The organism is Vibrio sp. Evd11 (assembly GCF_900382755.1).
GTDB classification, from domain to species: domain Bacteria; phylum Pseudomonadota; class Gammaproteobacteria; order Enterobacterales; family Vibrionaceae; genus Vibrio; species Vibrio lentus.
Genome location: NZ_OSDX01000011.1, coordinates 70,759 through 92,317 on the forward strand (window position 1 = coordinate 70,759; position 21,559 = coordinate 92,317).

A 21,559-nucleotide genomic window follows, 5' to 3' on the forward strand; every position below is an offset into this window, starting at 1 on the left:
TTTAAGGACCCGTAATAAAACGAACCCTGTTAATGCTTTAAACCCAGAGAAGATAACTTCTCTGGGGTCTTAATGTTTATTGCGGTTTAGATCTTACAACCGCCGCCTTCACAATCTTCTTCCGGCACTTGAACTGCATCGCCTTGGTCGTCTTTAGCACCATCACGCGTGTTATGGTAGTAAAGCGTCTTAACACCGTACTTGTACGCTGTTAGCAAGTCTTTAAGCAGTTGCTTCATTGGTACCTTACCGCTGTCGTAAACACTTGGATCATAGTTAGTGTTTGCAGAGATAGCTTGGTCAACGAATTTTTGCATGATACCCACTAAGTGCAGGTAACCGTCGTTAGTACCAATGTTCCAGAGTAGCTCGTAGTTCTCTTTAAGATTTAGGAAATCAGGAACTACTTGCTTCAGGATGCCGTCTTTCGATGCTTTAACTGATACGTAACCACGTGGTGGCTCGATACCGTTAGTCGCGTTCGAGATTTGAGACGAAGTCTCAGAAGGCATAAGCGCTGTCAGTGTAGAGTTACGTAGGCCGTGCTCCATGATCTCTTCACGTAGCGTGTCCCAATCGTAGTGCAGTGGCTCTTCACATACTAAGTCGATATCTTTTTTGTAAGTATCGATTGGCAGTAGGCCTTTCGCGTAGTTGGTTTCGTGGAAAGATGGGCAACGGCCTTGCTCTTTCGCTAGGTCAACAGACGCTTTTAGTAAGTGGTATTGAATTGCTTCAAAAGTACGGTGAGTCAGGCCATTTGCGCTGCCATCAGAATACTTAACACCATTCTTCGCTAGGTAGTATGCGTAGTTGATTACACCCACACCTAAAGTACGACGGTTCATTGTCGACTTACGTGCTGCTGGAAGCGGGTAGTCTTGGTAATCAAGTAGTGCATCTAGAGCACGAACAACCAGTTCAGAGAGTTCAGCCAGATCGTCTAGCTCGTTGATTGCGCCTAGGTTAAACGCTGAAAGCGTACATAGTGCAATTTCACCTTCGTCATCTTCTACGTTAGAAAGCGGCTTAGTTGGTAGCGCGATTTCTAGACATAGGTTCGATTGACGTACAGGTGCTACTTCAGAATCAAACGGGCTGTGTGTATTACAGTGGTCAACGTTCTGAATGTAGATACGACCAGTAGAAGCACGCTCTTGCATTAGCAGAGAGAATAGCTCAACGGCTTTAACCGTTTCACGCTTCACTGAAGGATCGTTTTCGTACTTAACGTAAAGCGCTTCAAAACGCTCTTGGTTTTCGAAGAACGCGTCGTAAAGGCCAGGTACGTCAGAAGGTGAGAACAGGCTGATGTTGCCACCTTGAACAAGACGAGAGTACATAAGCTTGTTCAGCTGTACACCGTAGTCCATGTGACGAACACGGTTCTCTTCAACGCCACGGTTGTTTTTCAGTACTAATAGAGACTGAACTTCACCGTGCCATAGTGGGTAGAACACGGTTGCTGCGCCGCCACGAACACCACCTTGGGAACAACATTTTACTGCTGTTTGGAAGTATTTGTAGAAAGGGATACAGCCCGTGTGGAACGCTTCACCATTACGGATTTCAGAACCAAGCGCACGGATACGACCTGCGTTGATACCAATACCAGCACGTTGAGATACGTAACGAACAATAGAGCTTGCTGTTGCGTTGATAGAATCAAGGCTGTCACCACACTCAATCAGTACACATGAACTGAATTGACGAGTAGGCGTACGTACACCAGACATGATCGGTGTAGGTAGAGAAATCTTAAACGTAGACGAGGCGTCGTAAAAACGTTTGATGTAATCCAGACGAGTTGATTTCGGGTATTTACCGAATAAACACGCAGCAACTAGGATGTAAAGGAACTGAGCACTCTCGTAGATTTCTTTTGTTACACGGTTCTGCACGAAGTATTTACCTTCAAGCTGCTTAACCGCCGCGTAAGAAAAGTTTAAGTCACGCTTGTGGTCGATGTACGCGTCAAGCTCTTCGAATTCAGCTTTCGTGTAGTCTTCCATAAGGTGGCTATCGTATTTACCCATATCAACCAGTTTTGCAACGTGGTCATAAAGAGCTGGCGGCTCGTATTCACCGTACGCTTTTTTACGTAGGTGGAACACTGACAGACGTGCTGCTAAATATTGGTAATCAGGAGTCTCTTCAGAGATTAAATCCGCTGCTGACTTGATGATTGTCTCATGAATGTCAGTCGTGGTAATGCCATCGTAAAACTGAATGTGAGCTTTCAATTCTACTTGTGATACAGAAACATTGTGCAAGCCTTCAGCTGCCCATGTAATCACGCGATGGATTTTCTCTAAATCGATGGTTTCTTTACGTCCGTTACGCTTGGTAACAGTAAGTTGTTGGTTCATTCTGCTTAATTTCCCTAACAAAACTGAACAAGGCCGTGTTTTTGTGTATTTCTGTATAATTTTTGTAAATTACGTTTCGGCTTTGTGATCTTGGTCTACCCATACATTGTAGTTCAAACACAACATATGGGGGTCATTTGTTTGTTGGGTTACAAGATAGTGCTACAACTGATATTTTTCAAGGTAAAGAAATTGGGTTGCTTGTGGATAAGTGGTGGATTAAAAAAAACTGTAAGTGACCACTAACTGATGAGGTTAGATGTGACTTGATTGTATAAAAGCCGCCTTTTAAGGATGCTTTATTTTTGCACTCCCATAAAAAAAATCCCTTGATCTTTGGGCAAAATGGGCGATGGATTTTAGGTGATTAAATTTAAATCGAGGTGGTCAAAATGGAAGCTGGCGCACGAAATTTAGACTGAAAAAAGTCGCAATCTTATGTTAATTGCAACTCTTTTCATGAGCCTTTTTTATAAAAGATCTTACGGTAGGGATACTGGTAGAGATACGAATAATTATTGGGCGAAATTTTGAGTGTGGACGATGTAATTCACATCGACATTTGACCCTAAACGATACGTATCTGTTAGTGGGTTGTAATGCAGCCCAGTAATGCCTAATTCTTGCAGAGGTGTATTGTCGATCATCTTGATGAGTTCAGCTGGTCGAATGAACTTTTCGTGGTCATGAGTACCTTCTGGCACAATCTTAAGTAGCTTCTCTGCGCCAACAATAGCAAACAGGTAAGACTTAAAGTTACGGTTCAATGTCGAGAAGAACACATGTCCGCCCGGTTTAACCAATTTTGAACAAGCCGAGATAACCGATTGTGGGTCAGGAACGTGCTCTAGCATTTCCATGCACGTCACCACATCGTAAGTTTGTGGGTTTTGCTCTGCATGGTCTTCAATGGTGCTTTGGATGTAATCGAGCTTGGTGCCAGTTTCTAATGCGTGCAGACGAGCGACTTCTAGCGGTTCTTTACCCATATCTAGTCCGGTGACTACTGCACCCTCTACAGCCATGCTTTCAGCCAGAATACCGCCGCCGCAGCCGACATCGAGAACTTTCTTGCCAAAAAGGCCTTTGGTTTTCTCTAGCACGTAATTTAAGCGCAGCGGATTGATTTGATGTAGTGGCTTAAACTCGCCTTCTAGATCCCACCAGCGCGACGCCATGTCTTCGAATTTTTTGATTTCTGCTGGGTCTACGTTCTGTGATTTAGTCATAATCGGCATTTCCAAGTTAAATAATGCATCCATGAAATTGCAGGCATTATAACTTGCCTTTTCCTGCTGACCAGAAGATCTACAATTTTGCTAGTTTATTGGGTGTAAAGTGACCATGTTTCAGCAAGATATGACGCTGAGGTGCAATTTCTCATCAATAGATTGGCTACAAGGGTCACAAGATGGTAAAAGGAGAGGGAAAGTGATGCCTCCGTAGGTAAATTTGTGTTATATTTTTCGGTCTTATACGTATTCAAAAATACGATCTGACTATAGAGGGAAAATGGCTCTATGAGCGATCTAGCGAAAGAGATCACGCCCGTAAATATTGAAGATGAGCTTAGAGGTTCATACCTAGACTACGCGATGTCCGTCATCGTTGGTCGTGCCCTTCCAGATGTGCGTGATGGCCTAAAACCAGTACACCGCCGCGTTTTGTTCGCGATGAATGTACTAGGTAATGATTGGAACAAAGCATATAAAAAGTCTGCTCGTGTAGTAGGCGATGTAATCGGTAAATATCACCCACACGGTGATAGTGCGGTATACGAGTCAATTGTTCGTATGGCTCAGCCGTTTTCACTACGCTATATGTTAGTCGATGGCCAAGGTAACTTTGGTTCGGTTGACGGCGATTCAGCTGCGGCAATGCGTTATACCGAAGTTCGTATGTCAAAAATAGCTGGTGAGCTATTAACGGATCTTGATAAAGATACGGTTGACTTCGTTCCTAACTATGATGGAACCGAGCAAATACCAGCAGTTTTACCAACAAAAATACCAAACCTATTGGTTAACGGTGCTTCTGGTATCGCAGTAGGTATGGCTACCAACATCCCGCCACATAACCTTGGCGAAGTTGTTGATGGCTGTTTAGCATTTATCAATAATGAAGACATCACTATTGATGAGCTAATGGACTACATCCCTGGTCCAGACTTCCCGACAGCAGCATTAATCAGTGGCCGTAAGGGCATTGTTGATGCATATAAGACTGGTCGTGGCAAAGTTTACATGCGCTCGCGCGCGAACATTGAAATGGAAAAGAACGGTAAAGAAACAATTATCGTTACTGAAATTCCATATCAAGTGAACAAAGCTCGTCTGATCGAGAAGATTGCAGAACTTGTAAAAGACAAGAAAGTTGAAGGCATCAGTGCACTGCGTGACGAATCTGATAAAGATGGTATGCGTATTGTTATTGAATGTAAGCGTGACGCTGTCGGTGAAGTTGTACTAAACAACCTTTACTCACAAACTCAACTGCAAACAACTTTCGGCATCAACATGGTTGCTCTGAACAACGGCCAACCACAACTTTTCAACATTAAAGATATGTTGAAGTGTTTTGTTGATCACCGTCGTGAAGTTGTGACACGTCGTACTATCTTCGAATTGAAGAAAGCGCGCGACCGTGCACATATCTTGGAAGCTCTATCTTTAGCGCTTGCAAACATTGATGAAATCATTGAACTGATCAAGAACGCACCAACACCAGCAGAAGCTAAAGTTGGTCTAGTATCTCGTGGTTGGGATCTTGGTAACGTTGCATCAATGCTTGAACGTGCTGGTACTGATGCAGCTCGTCCAGATTGGCTTGAAGACCAATACGGTATCCGTGATGGTCAATATTTCCTAACGGAAACTCAAGCGCAAGCTATTCTAGAACTTCGTCTTCACCGCCTAACTGGCCTTGAGCACGAGAAGATTCTAGACGAATACAAAGCACTTCTAGAAGAGATCGCTGAGCTAATGCATATCCTTGCAAGCACTGAGCGTTTGATGGAAGTGATCCGTGAAGAACTTGAAGCGGTACGTGATATCTATGGCGACGAACGTCGTACAGAAATCACAGCAGCGGTTCATGACATCGACATGGAAGAGCTAATCGCTCAAGAAGACGTTGTAGTAACGCTTTCTAACGCAGGTTACGTTAAGTACCAAATCCTAAGCGACTACGAAGCTCAGCGTCGTGGTGGTAAGGGTAAGAGTGCAACTAAGATGAAAGATGAGGATTACATTGAGCGTCTGCTTGTTGCTAATACTCACGATAACATCTTATGTTTCTCTACTCGTGGTAAAACGTACCGCCTGAAAGTTTACCAACTGCCTCAAGCAAGCCGTACCGCTCGTGGTAAGCCTATCGTTAACATTCTTCCTCTAGAAGAAGGTGAACGTATTACGGCTATCCTGCCTGTTTCTGAATTCTCAAACGAGAAATTCATCTTCATGGCAACAGGCGACGGTACCGTTAAGAAGACATCACTGGATCAATTCGCAAACGTACGTGCTAACGGCCTAATCGCAGTTAACCTACGTGACGATGATTCACTGATTGGCGTTGATATTACTGACGGTAATAGCGACATCATGCTGTTCTCGAAGTCGGGCAAAGTTGTTCGCTTTAACGAGGACAAAGTACGTCCAATGGGTCGTACTGCCTCTGGTGTTCGTGGTATGAAGCTTCCAGAAGACGATCAAGTGGTTTCACTGATTGTTCCTTCAAACGAAGGCGATATCCTAACTGTGACTCAAAACGGTTACGGTAAGCGTACTGAGCTGGCTGAATACCCAACGAAAGGCCGTGCAACGCAAGGTGTAGTATCTATCAAAGTCTCTGATCGTAATGGCCCAGTAGTTGGTGCTGTTCAGGTTGAAGAAGGCGATGAAATGATGATGATCACCGACGCAGGTACACTAGTACGTACTCGCGTAGCGGAAGTAAGCCAAGTTGGTCGTAACACTCAAGGTGTAACACTGATTCGTACTGCTGAAGACGAGAATGTTGTAGGTCTACAACGTATCGACGAAGTAGAAGAAGCGGAGATTGTTGAAGGCGAAGAGACTGAAGAAGCAAATGCTGACGCAGTAAACGCTGAAACAGCTGTTGTTTCTGAATCAAGTGAAGAGCAAGCATCTGATGCTTCTGACTCTGAAAGTGATAGCGAGCAAGACACTGAGTAATCTCGATTACGTTAAGTAATTAAGCTTACCAATGAAAAAACCGAGCCTAAGTGCTCGGTTTTTTATTGCCTGTCATTTCTCTTCTATTTGGCTTATGGCTTATGGCTTACGGCTTAGGTTTGAACACCAACCTTACCCCGTCGCTTTTATGCGAAAGTTTGAGCACTAAATCTCGAACGCTAAACTTTGATCAATAACGAGGCAGGGCGAAAACGATAGAGTAGAGGTAGATCTAAATAAAAGGGATGTGGAATGGATATCTGGTTGTTGGTTGCGTTGGTACTAATGAGTCTGTTTTTAATCGCGGTCGTTATTGCCGTGAGCAACAATGTCAGCCATCTAAAAGGCAATGTGGTGATTTCTCTTACTGCGGTGGCTTTGAGCGTACTGGTTTGGTCTCAACTGAAACAAGAGTTACCTCAACTTCCTTTGGATGATAGCAATAACTACACGGTAACAGATTTCGAAAATGAACTTCAGCAAAGCCTTGAGCAAGACCCGAATCAATCCGACTTGTGGTTTAAGCTTGGTGGTGTGTACATGCAGAAAGGGGAGTTTGATGCGGCATTCACTTGCTACGATTATGCGATTCGCTTAGATCCTCAAGCGCCTTCTGGCCTCTATGCTGCCAAAGCAACCGCACTTTATTATCTGAGCTCTCAAGCGATGAGTGATGATGTTAATGCGTTGTTGGAGCACTCAATGCAGCTTGATCCCAATGATCGTACGGCATTGATGCTGATTGCGACCGATCACTTCATCAGCATGCGCTATCAACAAGCGATCGATGCGTGGACTCAAATCTTAGATTCCAATCAGAAGGGCATTGATCGTGTCTCCATTATTCATTCGATCAACCAAGCCAAACAGATGATCCGCTAAACTAGGCTAACTGCTAAAGAGGCGATCTTACTTAAGAGATCATTTCGAAGATTATTGGTTTTCCTGCATTTCGATTAAGCCACCAGCATTGTGGATTTGAGTAAACCCTTGATCGCGCAAGAATTGATAAGCTTGCCCTGAACGATTGCCACTGCGGCAATACAACACGATGGGTTGGTCTTTATCTATCTGAGCAAAGTGAGTAGCCACCTCAGAAAGAGGGTAGTTGATGGCGTTGTCTAGATGCCCTTGTTCGAACTCTGCAGGTGTTCTGACATCAACGACTAATGCGCCTCTCTCTATTAACTCCCACCCTGTCTCAGCACGCTCAGAGGCATGAACGCTTGAACTGAGTAGTGCAATACATAATGCCGTAAGCGAAAGTAAGATTTTCATTGTTTAATCCTTTAATTGGCGAGTGGATCGGGGTATCGATAGTGATGTGTATTCCCCCAAAACCTAAAAAAACCAGCCACACAACAATAGTGTGACTGGTTTTTACTTAATGGTCTAATTGAAGAAACTAGTATTCGTAGTTGGCTTCACGCTTTTCAGCTTGCTCTTCCCATTTAGGAACAACCGTGTCTAAGAAGTGTTGTTTCTCAGCGTTCATCTTATCCATGTCCATTCCAAGCGCTTTTTGAGCCGCTTCTTTTGTCGAGATATCTGGAATCTCAATTGGATCGGTGATGCCTTTTTTCGCTAGTAGACGAACAATCTTAGTACGAGCATCCGCGGCGCGGTCAACGGCAGTTCCTAGCACTTCTAGAGCGATTTCAGGTGCGTGCATATGAATACCGTGAGACGCGATAGCGTAGTCCCAACGCCATTGAGCGTGACGGATATCGAGTAAGATAGGTTCCATCTCTTGCTCTGTCGCACCCGCTTCCCATGCTGCGCTTGCTTCAAAGTGAGCAGCAACGATTTGCTTCTCGGCTGTCAGCTTCATGTTCAGCACTTGCGCTTTACGGCTTGAAACGATGTTACGCATGGTTTCTTTCGATTGAGTGTGACAGTTTGCACACGTATCTTCGAAGCGGTCGAATGGGTTACCCACTTTATGGTCGGTATAAACAGTGCCATCTTCTTTGGTCACTTTTGGCATATGACAGTCAGCACAAACGACTTTGTTCTTACCATGGATGCCTTCGCGCCATGTTTCGAAACCTGGGTGCTGTGCTTTCAGCATGGGTGCTTTCGATACTTTATGCGTCCAATCTTTAAAGTTGATTGCATCATAGTAACGTTCCATGTCGCCAACGGTTGTACCTTGGTCCCAAGGGAACTTCACACCTTTGGTTGGCCCTGTGAAGTAGTATTCCACGTGGCACTGAGCACAAACAGAAGCTTGTTGGTCTAAGCGGCTTTGCTCATCAAACTTTTTACCAATCGTTTCAAATGCGCGTTCTACATAAGGGCGAGTCACCTTCAGTGCTGGCTCACCATTCTTAAAGCCTTCGCTTTGGGTATCGTGACAGTCTGAACAGCCAATAGGGTTAATGATCTCGTTGCCAAGACGCGCCCATTTACCCTCAAAATAACCATCTTCACCACGCTCTTCGATAACACGAGCGACATCTGGGCTCTTACAGCTCCAACACGCCATTGGCATTGGGCCAGAGCTTTCGTCCGTTGGGCCGCCAGTACGAAGTGTTTGTCTTACATCGTCAATGGCATAAAAGTGGCCGCGTGCTTTGTTGTAATCTTTTGCGAAGCCGTAGCCAGCCCACATGATGACCATGTTTGGATCTTCTTTTAGTGCGTCTTCAATAACTTCGCTTTCTGAAGTCTGTCTCCATGAATGATATTGATCTGGGTGGTTTTGCTCGAACTGGCCGTTACGAGGGTCGCCAATTTCTTTTTGTTCAGACGCAGCAAAACTGGTCGCGCTTGCTAGTGATGCGCTAACCATTAATAGTGCTGTGACCGAATTACGTATCCAATGCTTTTTCACAGTGATATCTCCAATATACTGATTCTTATACCAAGCGTTGTGAGTTTGCTATTCAAATTAAGAACTGGAGAATTCCTGTTTATATTAATTCATAGACAAACACATTTTGTTACGTGTTGGATATAGCTTGTCTTAGATCAATTAACGGTAGTGACTTCAATCACGTTGAAGTTTATATACCCCTAAAGAGGTATTGTCGGTTAGTGGTATTAAAATTCAATTGAGAATTATTATCATATATAACAATCAATTACCTAGATTGACCATGATATAAATAGGGTGATTGCGTTCACAGATTAACCCATCCAAATTTCGTATTACCTAATTAGAGGTATATTCTAACTATAGAAAGCGTTGTGGCTTATCCAAAATAAGAATTGATATCATTTAAACGGTAATAATATCGTTTAAGGGTACTTTTGTTTAACCGGAATATTGTTTAGTTGAGAGTTAAATAATTCCGGTATAAGGAAAGGATAAAATGGGCAATATTAAATTGGCCATAGTCATAATGCTTAAATCCCTTCTAGCATTCTGCCTCTATGGTTATTCCATTCATGCTGTTGCTGAGCCTGCTGTTACGCCAGTAGGAGAATCAACAAGACATGAAGTCGAATTATTCCGTGACAAAGACTACAAGTGTGTTCAATGCCATAAAGATTCAAAAGAAACGGTATTGGGTTCACATGGTGAAAGTGCACACGCTTTGCTTGGCCGCGAAGTAAATTGTACCGACTGTCATAGTTCTATTAGCCCCGATCACCGAGAAGGTGCACCTGAAGTGGTGAAGTATCGTGAGGCTCAATCACAACCGGGAACCGAAAAGGTTTTCCTAGACCCTAGCTTAATTTTAGATGCCAATAGTCAATGTATCGATTGTCACAAGCCTGATGATCTGCGTGAAGCGAGTTGGACCCACGATGTTCACGCGCAAAACTTAACGTGTTCAAACTGCCATGATGTTCATGCGACTGAAGCGAAGGTGTTGGGCTTAGATAAAAAGCAAACCATTAAGCTGTGTGTGGATTGCCATTCAGACTTCAACCAGAAGAAAGAAGGGGAGTAATCTATGAGCTGCTCAAGAAGAAACTTTTTAGCGGGCGCGGGTGCCGTTATCTTTACGACTGGCGTTGCAGGAACGGCGGCGGTAACAAGTCGTAAAACATTAGCCAATGTCCAAGAAGATGGCGCTAAACGTTATGGAATGATTCATGACGAAACCGCGTGTATTGGTTGTACTGCTTGTACAGAAGCATGCCGTGAAGTGAACAAAGTACCTGAAGGCGTGTCGCGCTTAGAAATTATTAAGAGCGAACCCCAAGGCGAATATCCAAATGTTGATTACCGTTTTACTCGTAACTCTTGCCAACATTGTGATAACGCTCCATGTGTCATGGTTTGCCCAACAGGTGCTGCCTACAAAGATGAAAAAACGGGCATTGTTGATGTCCACAAAGATAAGTGTGTCGGTTGTGGTTACTGTTTGTTAGCGTGCCCATATCAAGTGCGCTTTTTCCATCCAGAGAACAAATCAGCCGATAAATGTAACTTCTGTCGTGATACCAATCTAGCACAAGGGAAGTTGCCTGCTTGTGTAGAATCTTGCCCAACCAAAGCGCTGATATTCGGCGACTTGAATGACCCTAAGAGTGAGATAAACCAAGTACTTCAATCTGAGGTGGTTTACAGAGATAAAGCCTATCTGGGCACTCAACCAAAACTCTATAAAGTGCCACACCAAAAAGGGGAGATTTGATTATGAGTGCATGGGATACAGCTTTTCAGTCTGGTACGGTGGTATGGGACTGGATTATTGCAATCTATCTATTTCTCGCGGGGATGTCGGCGGGTGCCGTAATGATCTCCATTTATCTTAAGCGCAAGGTTATTGAAGGTGATCCGGCTCATAATGGTGTATTAAAGGCTACGGCTTTTCTTGCTCCGTTTGGGATCATTGCAGGTCTGTTGATCTTAGTTTTCCATCTAACTAAGCCTTTGTCATTTTGGAAGATCATGATCTTTTATAACCCAACGTCTGTGATGTCGATGGGTGTGATCTTATTCCAAGTGTATATGGTGATCTTGTTCCTTTGGATCGGTATTATTTTCCGAGATCAAATTGTCGTGTTCTTGAACGACCAAGCATGGTTGAAAGGGCGCCTCGACTTTGTTGGAAAATGGATAGGTAAGTTAGAGGTGTTTGAGAATGCTCTGGAAATATTCTTAGCGGTTCTCGCATTGATGCTTGCTGCATATACGGGCTTTTTGCTTTCAGCTTTAAATACCTTCCCATTATTGAATAACCCAGTTTTGCCGATTCTATTCTTGTTTTCGAGTCTATCTTCGGGCGCGGCTGCGTGTATTTTATTTGGTGTATTGGTCTTCAAAGAGTCGCCACACAGTCCGAGTATTTCTTGGATACATGGATTTGAACGTCCGGTTGTGATGTTTGAGCTGTTTGTTCTTATTACTTTCTTTACTGGACTTATCTTCGCTGGTGGTCAAAGTGAGCAAGCAGTATGGAACGCGATTGGTAGTGGTTTCTGGGCAAGTTGGTTCTGGTATGGCGTGATCGGTGTCGGTATGGTGCTACCATTACTGTTAAATGCCGTTACACCATCCTCAATCCGCCATAGCTCGGTGTATATTTTCTCCGTGACTTCGCTAAGCCTAATGGGCGTATTAATGCTGCGAACTTTTGTCCTATATGCAGGACAGTTAACGATAGCTTAATTTTGCTCAAGTTTGTTAGTGAGTAGATGTTGGATACTAAACATCTGCTTATTAATGAACATGCTTTTAGTAAGCATGAGATGCGTGTTCAGATCGGCTCTGCTCTAGCGGAGCCTTATTGAGGTGATATGGTCGGTTCTTTGGGGCTGTTTAGTTTAGTGTTGGTTGCTGTACTCAGTAGCATTATTGGTGTGCATTCGTTTTATCAAATGCTAAACAAGCGGGCGCAAAATATAGGTTTAATCCGCAGTTTCTCTCTTTCAAGTGCACTGTTTTCTCTCACTTCTGTCGCGTTGCTTGGCTATGCCTTTGTCAGTGATGACTTCTCTATCCTCTATGTCGCTGAACATTCAAATACTCAACTACCTTCATTTTTTAAGCTTGCAGCCGTATGGGCAGGCCATGAAGGTTCCTTGTTATTTTGGGTACTGACGATCAGCGTCTGGTCTGGCGTTATCGCCTTACAAAAACACTATTCGAATGAATACCAAAGCCGTGTGTTGTGGGTAATGAATTTACTGCTCGCGATATTTGCTTGGTTTACGTTATTTGCATCAAACCCATTTGAAATGAACTCGACGTTGCCGCTAGAAGGGCGTGATCTTAACCCAATGTTACAAGATGTCGGGCTGATTTTTCACCCTCCATTACTTTACCTTGGCTATGTTGGCTTTTCTGTGGTGTTGGCATTTGCTGTAGCCGCATTGCTGGTTGATCCAATTGAATTCGATTGGGTTGCTCATTGTCGCAGTTGGTGTCTAGTCGCTTGGATCTTTTTAACCGCAGGGATCATTCTTGGCTCTTGGTGGGCGTATTACGAATTGGGTTGGGGCGGCTGGTGGTTCTGGGATCCTGTTGAAAATGCTAGCTTGTTGCCATGGCTTACTTCAACAGCTTTATTGCACAGCCTAGGCGTTGCTAAGGGCAAGCAACAGCTTCTAAAGTGGTCTCTCAGCCTTGCTTTCATTACATTTTGTTTGAGTATCTTAGGTACCTTTATCGTTCGTTCTGGCGTACTAACGTCGGTGCATGCTTTTGCTGTTGACCCAACCAAAGGTATCGCGCTGCTACTTATATTGGTGTTGGTGCTGGTGAGCTCTTTCTCTCTGCTTATAGTGAGAGGCGAATCTTTTGAATCTAACCCGATTACCAGCTTCGCCAGCAAAAGCTTTTTGAGCTTAGTTGCGGTACTCATCTTTGTACTGGCGACAGCGGTGGTTGTTTTTGGCACTTTTTATCCAATGGTATTCGAGTTACTTGGACTGGGGAACATATCGGTAGGTGCGCCTTACTTTAATCTGTTGATTGCACCTTTGGCTTTGCTTGCGTTGGCCGTCGTCGGCTTAGCCCCTTTGCTGAGTATTAAACCTCAAGCGACTAAAGGTGTTATTTCATCGCTAGCTGTGGCGTCATTGGTATTGGGTTACGTTTGTTATTCCTGGCAACTCGAACAGGCGCAAGCACAAGTGATGGTTCTGATGACATGGTCACTCGCATTTTGGGTTTTACTAACTCATGTTTATGGCTTAGTGGTGACGCGCAGTTCCAAGTTCCAACGCAAAGTCTGGGTGATGACCTTTGCTCATGTCGGGGTTGCAGTACTCGCTGTAGGTGCTGCAATGAATAGCTATCACTCATTTGAGCGCAGCTATAAACTAAGCCCGGGCGCACAAGTAGAGTTCATGGACTGGACGCTTTCTCATCGTGATACTGAGCTTTATGTCGCCTCAAATTTTACCGCAGAGAAGGCGATACTAAGCTTAAATACTAATGAGAAAAGCTTTTCTATCGCGCCAGAAAGAAGACACTACCAAGTTCGTGTCATGAACATGAGTGAGCCTGCAATGAAGTGGTTCTGGCATGGTGATGTGTATATCACCATGGGCGAGAAAGTAGACTCTACCGCTTATGCGTTTCGAGTGCAGTACAAGTCGTATGCGCGCTGGATCTGGTTTGGTGGGTTGTTCTCCATTCTCGGCGCTTTACTTTCATTGACTCATCGTAAAAAGAAAACCGTTAAGGCGTCACAGTATGCATACCAGCGTTCGTAACAAGCTCATCACGTTAATTGTATTGGCATTCGTTGTGGTGTTGGGGTTTGCCTTTGCGCTCAATAATAAACAACAATCGACAACTGTGTCGGAGCAGAAAAGGGCATTTCCAGAATTCATATCTACTGCGTTAGCGAATAGTGAAGACATTAGTGGCAAACAGGGAATCACGTTGACTGATATCACTCAGCATCCTTACCAATTAGTTAATGTATGGGCTTCGTGGTGCGGCATATGTAAAACTGAGCACGCTTTTTTGCTCAAACTTCACGGCAAAGGTATTCCAATTGTTGGGCTCAATTATCGAGATAATTCCGGGGCAGCAATCAATGTGTTATCGAGCGACGGCAATCCGTACTCAACAGTGATCAGTGATCCTCAAGGTAAGCTAGCGTTAGAACTCGGCGTAATCGGTACTCCTGAAACGTTTTTGGTCGACGCTGACGGCCAAATCATTAAGAAGTTACTGGGCGTGATCAACGAATCCGTGTGGCAAGAAGAACTTGCGATGTATTTTGATGGTGCGAATGGATGATGAAGCCTTTAATACAAGCACTCGTTGTGCTGTCTACGCTTATGGTTATTAGTTTTCCGACTTTGGCAGAAGATCTGTTTACAGCCAGTAACAAGGACACGAGTATTCAAGTTGAACTGTTTGAGTTTGAAAACCCAGAACAGCAGCAGCGCGCTATTACGTTGGCAAAAACGCTACGTTGTCCGCAATGCCAGAATCAAAACCTGATTGAGTCGAACTCTCCGATAGCAAAAGACTTACGCCTCGTTGTATTCAATATGGTAAAAGCAGGGAAGAGTAATAATGAAATTACTCAATATATGACGGAAAGGTTCGGTGAATTTGTGCTCTATAAACCGACAATTAGTGTTTCAAACTTATTACTTTGGTTACTTCCGAGCCTATTACCTCTGCTATTTATATATTTATCAGTAAAAAGTGTTAGAAAGAGCTCATAAAAATTATGTATTACTGTTTACCAATTGACCTGTATTTTGTAACATTAAAGGATTATAAAGGCTAAGCACTGTTATATAAGGATGTATCTGTGGATAACGTAATCTCAAATTTAAAGAAAGAGTTCCATACTCATGTCCGATCTGACAAGTGGGCAGAAAAATACAGTGCAAAGTCGAGCATTTCTACGCTTACTCAAGAAGAGCTAACTGAATTAGAGAACGCTTGGGTTCAACTTATCATCTGGAAGCAAACTCAAGTAAGTTGATCGTTCTGTAAAAAATCGTAGCTTTAGCCGCAACTGATTAATTTATAACCCCATGTTGGTCATCCCAATGTGGGGTTTTTTGTTACCTGAAAAATAATTGTTATAATATAACAATTAGTGCATGGTCGACCTTGAAAAAAATTGTTAACAGCCTCATAGTGTCTATCATTAGATAGTTAGCTACAAAATATTGCCTAGACGTATAATGTAGTGTTGTTAAATACATCGAATTTTCAAGTGAGTATAGTTATGGCGGAAGTGCGTGCCAGAATAGATTTCAAAGTAGGGGTAACAAGCAGTATCGATGCTGAACTTCTGTCTTTTCATGGATTGAAAACAGACAAAGAGCATGTTGCTGTGATATTTAAATCAGCCGATAAGACACAAGACATACCTCTTGTTCGTATGCACTCTGAGTGCCTTACTGGTGATGTGTTCCATTCTTCTCGCTGTGACTGTGGCGAGCAGCTTGACGAAACCATAAGAATTATGGGTGAGACGGGTGGAGTGATTCTTTACTTACGCCAAGAAGGTCGTGGTATTGGTTTGTATAACAAAATCGATGCATACCGACTGCAAAGCGAAGGTATGAACACTTACGAAGCCAACAACCACCTAGGTTTTGGTGATGATTTGCGTGATTTTACAGAGGCAGCAGAAATGCTTCGTGCTTTGGGAACCACAAAAATTCGCCTAGTGACTAACAACCCAAAAAAAATCAATGAGTTGAAATCTTTTGGTATTGAGATTGAGGAAGTGGTGAACACCTCTGCCCATGTTAAGTCGGGTAATGAAAGCTACCTTAAAGCGAAAGTCTCACACGGTAAGCATAACCTGGATATCTGATTCTCCTCCATTGTTGCGCCTAACATAAAAATGTTTAAAGACCTCACAAATGTGAGGTTTTTTTGTATTTATCTTGCAATAAAATTGTAAGTTTGTATTATTCAAATTCGTAGTGCAAATGATAATGGTTTGCACTATTACTACGAATAATGCTACGAATAATAATTTAAAGCTCAACAAGGATGCTTCATGACCATTAAATCTTTAGTGACCAAAGCCGTAACTTCGTCACTCATTTTTGCCTCTGCTTCTTCTTTCGCAGCAGTAACTCAAGATCAAGTTGTAGAACATTACGCAGATATTGCTCATGCCGTGTTTGCAGATTCAGTAATTACAGCAAAAGCGTTGAACTCTTCTATTGATACCTTCTTAGCTTCTCCTTCTGCTGGTAACTTTGAACAAGTAAAACAAGCTTGGCTTGAGTCTCGTGTACCTTACCAACAGTCAGAAGTATTCCGCTTTGGTAACGTTGTTGTTGATGATTGGGAAGGCCAATTGAACGCATGGCCACTAGATGAAGGCCTGATCGATTACGTATCTTCTGACTACCAATATGAGCTTGGTAACGAAGGCGCTAGCGCAAACATCGTTGCGAACAAAACATTCCAAATTGGTCAGACAACGGTAGACGCAACCAACATTACTCCTGAGTTAATCGCAGACCTTAATGAGATCGGCGGTTCTGAAGCGAACGTAGCGTCCGGCTACCACGCGATTGAATTCCTACTTTGGGGCCAAGATTTAAACGGCACAAACAGCGGTGCAGGCGAGCGTGCTTACACTGATTTCGTTGTTGGCGCAGAGTGTACTAATGGCAACTGTGACCGTCGTGGCGCGTACCTGAAAGCATCAGCTGAACTTCTTATCCAAGACCTAGAATGGATGGAAAAGCAGTGGGCTGAAGGCGAGAAAGGCAACTACCGTCAAGAGCTTCTTTCTGATTCTAGCGAAAACGGCCTACGTAAAATGTTATTCGGCATGGGTTCACTGTCTCTAGGTGAACTAGCTGGTGAGCGTATGAAGGTTGCACTAGAAGCAAACTCTACTGAAGACGAGCACGATTGTTTCTCTGATAACACGCACAACTCTCACTACTACAACGAGCAAGGTATCTACAACGTATACACTGGCTTGTACAAGCGTGAAGATGGCTCTCTACTTTCAGGCCCAAGCCTGTTTGACCTAGTTGAACAAAAAGACGAGCAAGCTGCAAAAGAGATTCAAAAGCAGTTTGACCTAGCACGTGCACAAGTTGGTCAACTTGTTGTTTCTGCAGAAAAAAACAACCAGCACTTCGACCAACTAATTGCTGCTGACAACGCTGCTGGTAATGCACTAGTAAACAAAACAATTGTTGCTCTAGTGTCTCAAACAGCTGCAATCGAGCGTGCTGCTGGTGTTATTGGCATTGATAGCCTAAACCCAGATACAGCGGATCACGAGTTCTAAGAACCCGAGACCAAATCCAATGTAAGGGCTCTCATTGAGCCCTTAATTGTTTGCTACTCAAGAAAGTCACTCCCACATAAAAACTAAAATCAAAACACAGCAAGGCAATGTATGAAGTCGTATCTATCAGCCTCACTATTAACCGCACTGTTTTTCTTATCTCCATTACACGCCCATGAAACCTACTCTGGTGGCAAAACTACCGTGAAGAAAGAAGGCGCTAATGCTTTTTCTCTTCCTGCAGCCAACTTACCAATGAGCAAACGCTTGGATTTCAGCGTAGGTAACAGCTTCTTTAGAAACCCTTGGGTTCCTGCACCATCATCAACCGATGCGCGTGATGGGTTAGGCCCACTATTCAACACCAACGGTTGTCAAAACTGTCACATCAAAGATGGTCGAGGCCACGCGCCAGAAAAAGGTGATGAGAACGCGGTATCCATGTTGGTTCGCTTGAGCATTCCTGCTGAAACGCCAGAGCAGAGACAAGCCTTCATTCGCGATGGTGGTATTCCAGAACCAACTTATGGTGGCCAGCTACAAGATTTTGCGCTTCAAGGCGTGAAACCTGAGGGTAAAGTGAACATCAGCTACACAGATGTTCCTGTTGAATTCAAAGACGGCACAGTCGTCACTCTGCGTAAACCAACCTTAAAGATTACCGAACTTGCTTTCGGCGAAATGCACCCTAAAACAGAATTTTCTGCTCGTGTCGCGCCGCCCATGATTGGTCTCGGTTTACTTGAAAGTATCCCGCAAGAAACGATTCTCGGATTTGCTGAGCAACAACTGGCCGACAAACAAGGTATCTCAGGTAAAGCCAATCATGTTCTTGATGTTAAAACCAATGAAATGACGCTGGGTCGTTTTGGTTGGAAAGCGGGGCAGCCAAATCTAATGCAGCAAAATGCGGCGGCGTTTAACGGTGATTTGGGATTAACGAGTCGTCTATTTCCAAAGGAAAACTGTACATCAGCGCAATCAACGTGTGACGATTTCCCAAATGGCGGCGAGCCAGAAGTCAGCGATAACATTTTAGACTTCGTTGAGTTTTATTCGCAGCATCTAGCGGTACCTATTCGTCGTAACGTTGATAACCCTGCGGTTGTTCAAGGTAAACAACTGTTCAAAGACATTGGTTGCCAAAGTTGTCACCAAGCTGAAATTCGCACAGCAGAACGGGAAGGTTTACCTGCGTTGTCTAAGCAGTTAATTAGCCCGTATACCGATATGTTGCTGCACGACATGGGTGAAGGCTTAGCAGATAATCGTCCAGAATACCTAGCAAACGGTCAAGAATGGCGCACAACACCTTTATGGGGATTAGGCTACACCAAAGAAGTGAATGGCCACACGTTCTTACTTCATGATGGTCGTGCGAGAAATGTTATGGAAGCTGTGCTTTGGCATGATGGTGAAGCAGAAATGGCGAAACAAAACGTTCTGTCTTTGAATGCCACTGAGCGTGAAGCACTACTGGCGTTTTTGAATTCGTTATAGTCGGTCTGAGATTCAGTGGCTCAACTACTGAACTAACCAACAGCACACTACCGCTGAACTTGTAGGAATACGAGGTTAGCGGTCGTTTCGTATTTAACGAACTCATATAATTAAAAGAAAAATTAGGAAGTAAGGTAACAGCATGACACATAAATTTTTGTTAATGCCTTTGTCGGTATTAATCATGGCAGGCTGCCAATCAACGGGTGAGCAAGCTGCTTCATCCGAGGTTAACGGTGTGTCTTATCAAGCAGATTCGACTAACCACATCAGCCGTGGTGTCTATCAGCAAGAGTTTGATTCGGCAGTTTTATTCGCCAAGCAAGCCAATGAGCTAGAAGTCTTGATGCAGGGTTACTGCCAAACCAACAGTGTTGAGTTAGATACTTTGAAAGCTCAGTGGCAGCTAGCTATGAACAGCTGGATGGCACTGCAAGGGCAAGAAAGAGGTCCAACAGCGGCGCTTGAAGAGAGCTGGAATGTTCAATTCTGGCCAGACAAAAAGAACACGACGGGTCTTAAGATGCGTCAGCTAACTCAGCAGAACAAAGCTTGGACTCAAGGCGAAATCGCGCAGCAGAGTGTGACAGTGCAAGGGCTAGGTGCGTTGGAATGGTCGCTTTATGACGAACAATCGCCACTGCTTCAAGACAAAGCGCTAGGCTGCCAATCATCACAAGCGATTACTGAGAACTTAGCGATTAAGTCTTCTTCGATAGCACAGGCATGGCAAGTTAACCCTTGGTTAGCACTGGATGAGACTCGTTGGGAGTCAGAATACATCGCTTTATTGACCAACCAACTTGATTACAGCATGAAAAAGCTGAGTCGTCCAATGGCTAAAATCGGTCACCCTCGTCCTTACTTCTCTGAATCATGGCGTGCACAAACCTCGATGACTCAACTAAAAGCCAATGTAGCAGCACTTCAGAATTTGTACCTTGCAGATGGCAATGGCCTAGACGGCTTGTTGAGAGAGAAGGGCTTAAACGACCTTGCAGATCGTGTTGCTGACCAGTTCACATTGACGCTAGATACTTGGCCTACGGAATCAAGCTTGTTTGAGTTATTGCAGAGCAAAGAAGGTTACCGAGAGGTGCTGACTCAATACAACAAATTGGAACGTTTGAAGTATCTCATTCATGAAGAAGTGGCGATAGAGCTTGGCGTCGTAATAGGATTTAATGCTACCGATGGTGACTGATAATACACGTAGAGCGTTGCTCAAGGCTGCACTGAGTTGTGCAGCTGTTCCAGTACTTCCATTTGGTTGCGCTAGTCGCTCTAGCTCATCCAGTGAGCCTCAATTAATCGGTTGTGCGCTGAATGGGCGAGGTCAATATTCAGCGGTTGTGGCTGACGAATATGGAATGCCTTTGAACCAGCTGCCGCTCCCAGATCGTGGTCATGGTGTCGCGATTTGCTCAACATCATCACATGCGGTGGTATTTGCTCGTCGTCCTGGTGACTATTTTATGGTGTTTGACTATAAAAGCGGTGACCAAATCAAGTTAGTTGTGAAGGGTAAGAACCGTCACTTTTATGGCCATGGCGTTTACTCATTAGATGGCAAGTTACTGTATGCCACTGAAGGGAAAACGGACAGCAGCCAAGGTGTGATTGGCGTTTACGATGTCGCGCAAGGATATCGCAAGGTCGAAGAGTTCACCGGTTTTGGTATTGGACCACATGAAGTGATCATCATGCCGGACGGTAATCTCGCGATCGGTGTCGGTGGCGTTCATACAGATGGTAGAACACCTAAAAACCTTGATTCGATGCAACCGAGTTTGAGCTACGTTTCATCTGAAGGAGTGCTACTTGATCAGGTCGAATTGTTGGATAAGAAGTTAAGCATTCGACACTTAGCCCATGATGGTGCTGAAACCGTGCTTTGTGGTCAGCAGTATCGTGGTGAGCCGGATGAGTATCCTTCACTTTTGGCGATGCATACTAAAGGCGGGCAGTTTGAATCGTTGAATGCGGAACCAGAGCAATGGGCAAGGTTCAATCATTATATCGCGAGTATTGCGGCTTCAGATGATTGGATTATCGCTACCTCACCAAGAGGGAATTGCTACGGCATTTGGTCTAAAGAGACTAAAGAGCTCGTAGAACTCTCAGCGTTATCAGATGCGTCTGGTGCGGTGTTGCTTGATGGTGAGTTTAGATTAAGCTCTGGTGCAGGTAGCGTGGTGAGCCAACGTAAGCCTTATGAGAAATCAGCTCAGCAATCATCGGTCCAGTGGGATAATCATTGGAGTGCAATTTGATTCATAAAACTCCTTAAAAAATAACATGCTTACTCCAATTTCTTTGCCATACTTATGAGATTGTTGGTGTT

General features: G+C 44.0%; 18 protein-coding genes. 14 read left to right on the plus strand and 4 right to left on the minus strand.

The window, feature by feature from the left end; translation table 11 throughout:
* Positions 1 to 86: 86 nt before the first annotated feature.
* Both nrdA and ubiG read right to left on the minus strand, forming a co-directional pair.
* Positions 87 to 2,369, minus strand: coding sequence for a class 1a ribonucleoside-diphosphate reductase subunit alpha (nrdA, locus tag ED652_RS07210; RefSeq protein WP_076669905.1), 2,283 nt, complete (start codon positions 2,367 to 2,369; stop codon positions 87 to 89).
* Positions 2,370 to 2,884: 515 nt separating this feature from the next.
* On the minus strand, positions 2,885 to 3,631 hold the full coding sequence (ubiG, locus tag ED652_RS07215; protein ID WP_122054072.1) for a bifunctional 2-polyprenyl-6-hydroxyphenol methylase/3-demethylubiquinol 3-O-methyltransferase UbiG: 747 nt from the start codon (positions 3,629 to 3,631) through the stop codon (positions 2,885 to 2,887).
* A 258-nt stretch (positions 3,632 to 3,889) separates the two neighbouring features.
* Here ubiG and gyrA point away from each other — a divergent pair, with 258 nt between their 5' ends.
* Positions 3,890 to 6,562, plus strand: coding sequence for a DNA topoisomerase (ATP-hydrolyzing) subunit A (gyrA, locus tag ED652_RS07220; protein ID WP_017106649.1), 2,673 nt, complete (start codon positions 3,890 to 3,892; stop codon positions 6,560 to 6,562).
* 252 nt (positions 6,563 to 6,814) lie between these two features.
* On the plus strand, positions 6,815 to 7,444 hold the full coding sequence (locus ED652_RS07225; protein ID WP_122054074.1) for a tetratricopeptide repeat protein: 630 nt from the start codon (positions 6,815 to 6,817) through the stop codon (positions 7,442 to 7,444).
* A gap of 51 nt (positions 7,445 to 7,495) precedes the next feature.
* Here ED652_RS07225 and ED652_RS07230 read toward each other — a convergent pair whose 3' ends face one another.
* Both ED652_RS07230 and nrfA read right to left on the minus strand, forming a co-directional pair.
* The gene (locus tag ED652_RS07230) at positions 7,496 to 7,840 is read right to left on the minus strand and encodes a rhodanese-like domain-containing protein (protein WP_122054076.1); all 345 of its coding nucleotides are present in this window, start codon (positions 7,838 to 7,840) and stop codon (positions 7,496 to 7,498) included.
* 127 nt (positions 7,841 to 7,967) lie between these two features.
* The gene (nrfA, locus tag ED652_RS07235) at positions 7,968 to 9,398 is read right to left on the minus strand and encodes an ammonia-forming nitrite reductase cytochrome c552 subunit (RefSeq protein ID WP_174214620.1); all 1,431 of its coding nucleotides are present in this window, start codon (positions 9,396 to 9,398) and stop codon (positions 7,968 to 7,970) included.
* 481 nt (positions 9,399 to 9,879) lie between these two features.
* Here nrfA and nrfB point away from each other — a divergent pair, with 481 nt between their 5' ends.
* The 12 genes from nrfB to ED652_RS07290 all read left to right on the plus strand — a co-directional run bounded on the left by nrfB (position 9,880) and on the right by ED652_RS07290 (position 21,488).
* Positions 9,880 to 10,464 carry a cytochrome c nitrite reductase pentaheme subunit gene (nrfB, locus tag ED652_RS07240; RefSeq protein WP_076678916.1) on the plus strand — a complete coding sequence of 195 codons (585 nt, stop codon included), beginning with the start codon at positions 9,880 to 9,882 and terminating at the stop codon, positions 10,462 to 10,464.
* 3 nt (positions 10,465 to 10,467) lie between these two features.
* On the plus strand, positions 10,468 to 11,154 hold the full coding sequence (gene nrfC / locus ED652_RS07245) for a cytochrome c nitrite reductase Fe-S protein (RefSeq protein WP_076678915.1): 687 nt from the start codon (positions 10,468 to 10,470) through the stop codon (positions 11,152 to 11,154).
* A gap of 2 nt (positions 11,155 to 11,156) precedes the next feature.
* Entirely contained in the window at positions 11,157 to 12,131 is a 975-nt protein-coding gene (gene nrfD, locus ED652_RS07250; RefSeq protein ID WP_122054078.1) for a cytochrome c nitrite reductase subunit NrfD, read from the plus strand.
* Positions 12,132 to 12,259: 128 nt separating this feature from the next.
* Positions 12,260 to 14,182 carry a heme lyase CcmF/NrfE family subunit gene (locus ED652_RS07255; RefSeq protein WP_122054080.1) on the plus strand — a complete coding sequence of 641 codons (1,923 nt, stop codon included), beginning with the start codon at positions 12,260 to 12,262 and terminating at the stop codon, positions 14,180 to 14,182.
* Positions 14,163 to 14,717 (plus strand): DsbE family thiol:disulfide interchange protein, encoded by a 555-nt coding sequence (locus ED652_RS07260; protein ID WP_122054081.1) that lies wholly within the window; start codon positions 14,163 to 14,165, stop codon positions 14,715 to 14,717. Before ED652_RS07255 ends, ED652_RS07260 begins: the two co-directional genes overlap by 20 nt.
* A complete protein-coding gene (gene nrfF / locus ED652_RS07265; RefSeq protein WP_122054083.1) occupies positions 14,714 to 15,154 on the plus strand; it encodes a heme lyase NrfEFG subunit NrfF in 441 nt (146 codons plus the stop codon). Before ED652_RS07260 ends, nrfF begins: the two co-directional genes overlap by 4 nt.
* Positions 15,155 to 15,243: 89 nt before the next feature.
* Complete coding sequence (locus ED652_RS23725; RefSeq protein ID WP_162929926.1) at positions 15,244 to 15,420, plus strand: hypothetical protein; 177 nt, start codon at positions 15,244 to 15,246, stop codon at positions 15,418 to 15,420.
* A 249-nt stretch (positions 15,421 to 15,669) separates the two neighbouring features.
* A complete protein-coding gene (gene ribA, locus ED652_RS07270; protein WP_004733379.1) occupies positions 15,670 to 16,266 on the plus strand; it encodes a GTP cyclohydrolase II in 597 nt (198 codons plus the stop codon).
* A gap of 189 nt (positions 16,267 to 16,455) precedes the next feature.
* Entirely contained in the window at positions 16,456 to 17,715 is a 1,260-nt protein-coding gene (locus tag ED652_RS07275; protein ID WP_076678910.1) for an imelysin family protein, read from the plus strand.
* 111 nt (positions 17,716 to 17,826) lie between these two features.
* Positions 17,827 to 19,215 carry a di-heme oxidoredictase family protein gene (locus tag ED652_RS07280; protein ID WP_122054085.1) on the plus strand — a complete coding sequence of 463 codons (1,389 nt, stop codon included), beginning with the start codon at positions 17,827 to 17,829 and terminating at the stop codon, positions 19,213 to 19,215.
* 142 nt (positions 19,216 to 19,357) lie between these two features.
* Positions 19,358 to 20,419, plus strand: coding sequence for an imelysin family protein (locus ED652_RS07285; RefSeq protein WP_122054086.1), 1,062 nt, complete (start codon positions 19,358 to 19,360; stop codon positions 20,417 to 20,419).
* Positions 20,409 to 21,488, plus strand: coding sequence for a DUF1513 domain-containing protein (locus ED652_RS07290; RefSeq protein ID WP_122054088.1), 1,080 nt, complete (start codon positions 20,409 to 20,411; stop codon positions 21,486 to 21,488). The genes ED652_RS07285 and ED652_RS07290 overlap by 11 nt, the downstream gene beginning before the upstream one ends.
* Positions 21,489 to 21,559: the final 71 nt, after the last annotated feature.

Excerpts from the sequence above, each read along its gene's own strand:
- nrdA (WP_076669905.1), bottom strand. The coding sequence starts at position 2,369 with ATGAACCAACAACTTACTGTTACCAAGCGTAACGGACGTAAAGAAACC.
- ubiG (WP_122054072.1), bottom strand. The coding sequence starts at position 3,631 with ATGGATGCATTATTTAACTTGGAAATGCCGATTATGACTAAATCACAG.
- gyrA (WP_017106649.1), top strand. The coding sequence starts at position 3,890 with ATGAGCGATCTAGCGAAAGAGATCACGCCCGTAAATATTGAAGATGAG.
- ED652_RS07225 (WP_122054074.1), top strand. The coding sequence starts at position 6,815 with ATGGATATCTGGTTGTTGGTTGCGTTGGTACTAATGAGTCTGTTTTTA.
- ED652_RS07230 (WP_122054076.1), bottom strand. The coding sequence starts at position 7,840 with ATGAAAATCTTACTTTCGCTTACGGCATTATGTATTGCACTACTCAGT.
- nrfB (WP_076678916.1), top strand. The coding sequence starts at position 9,880 with ATGGGCAATATTAAATTGGCCATAGTCATAATGCTTAAATCCCTTCTA.
- nrfC (WP_076678915.1), top strand. The coding sequence starts at position 10,468 with ATGAGCTGCTCAAGAAGAAACTTTTTAGCGGGCGCGGGTGCCGTTATC.
- nrfD (WP_122054078.1), top strand. The coding sequence starts at position 11,157 with ATGAGTGCATGGGATACAGCTTTTCAGTCTGGTACGGTGGTATGGGAC.
- ED652_RS07255 (WP_122054080.1), top strand. The coding sequence starts at position 12,260 with ATGGTCGGTTCTTTGGGGCTGTTTAGTTTAGTGTTGGTTGCTGTACTC.
- ED652_RS07260 (WP_122054081.1), top strand. The coding sequence starts at position 14,163 with ATGCATACCAGCGTTCGTAACAAGCTCATCACGTTAATTGTATTGGCA.
- nrfF (WP_122054083.1), top strand. The coding sequence starts at position 14,714 with ATGATGAAGCCTTTAATACAAGCACTCGTTGTGCTGTCTACGCTTATG.
- ribA (WP_004733379.1), top strand. The coding sequence starts at position 15,670 with ATGGCGGAAGTGCGTGCCAGAATAGATTTCAAAGTAGGGGTAACAAGC.
- ED652_RS07275 (WP_076678910.1), top strand. The coding sequence starts at position 16,456 with ATGACCATTAAATCTTTAGTGACCAAAGCCGTAACTTCGTCACTCATT.
- ED652_RS07280 (WP_122054085.1), top strand. The coding sequence starts at position 17,827 with ATGAAGTCGTATCTATCAGCCTCACTATTAACCGCACTGTTTTTCTTA.
- ED652_RS07285 (WP_122054086.1), top strand. The coding sequence starts at position 19,358 with ATGACACATAAATTTTTGTTAATGCCTTTGTCGGTATTAATCATGGCA.
- ED652_RS07290 (WP_122054088.1), top strand. The coding sequence starts at position 20,409 with ATGGTGACTGATAATACACGTAGAGCGTTGCTCAAGGCTGCACTGAGT.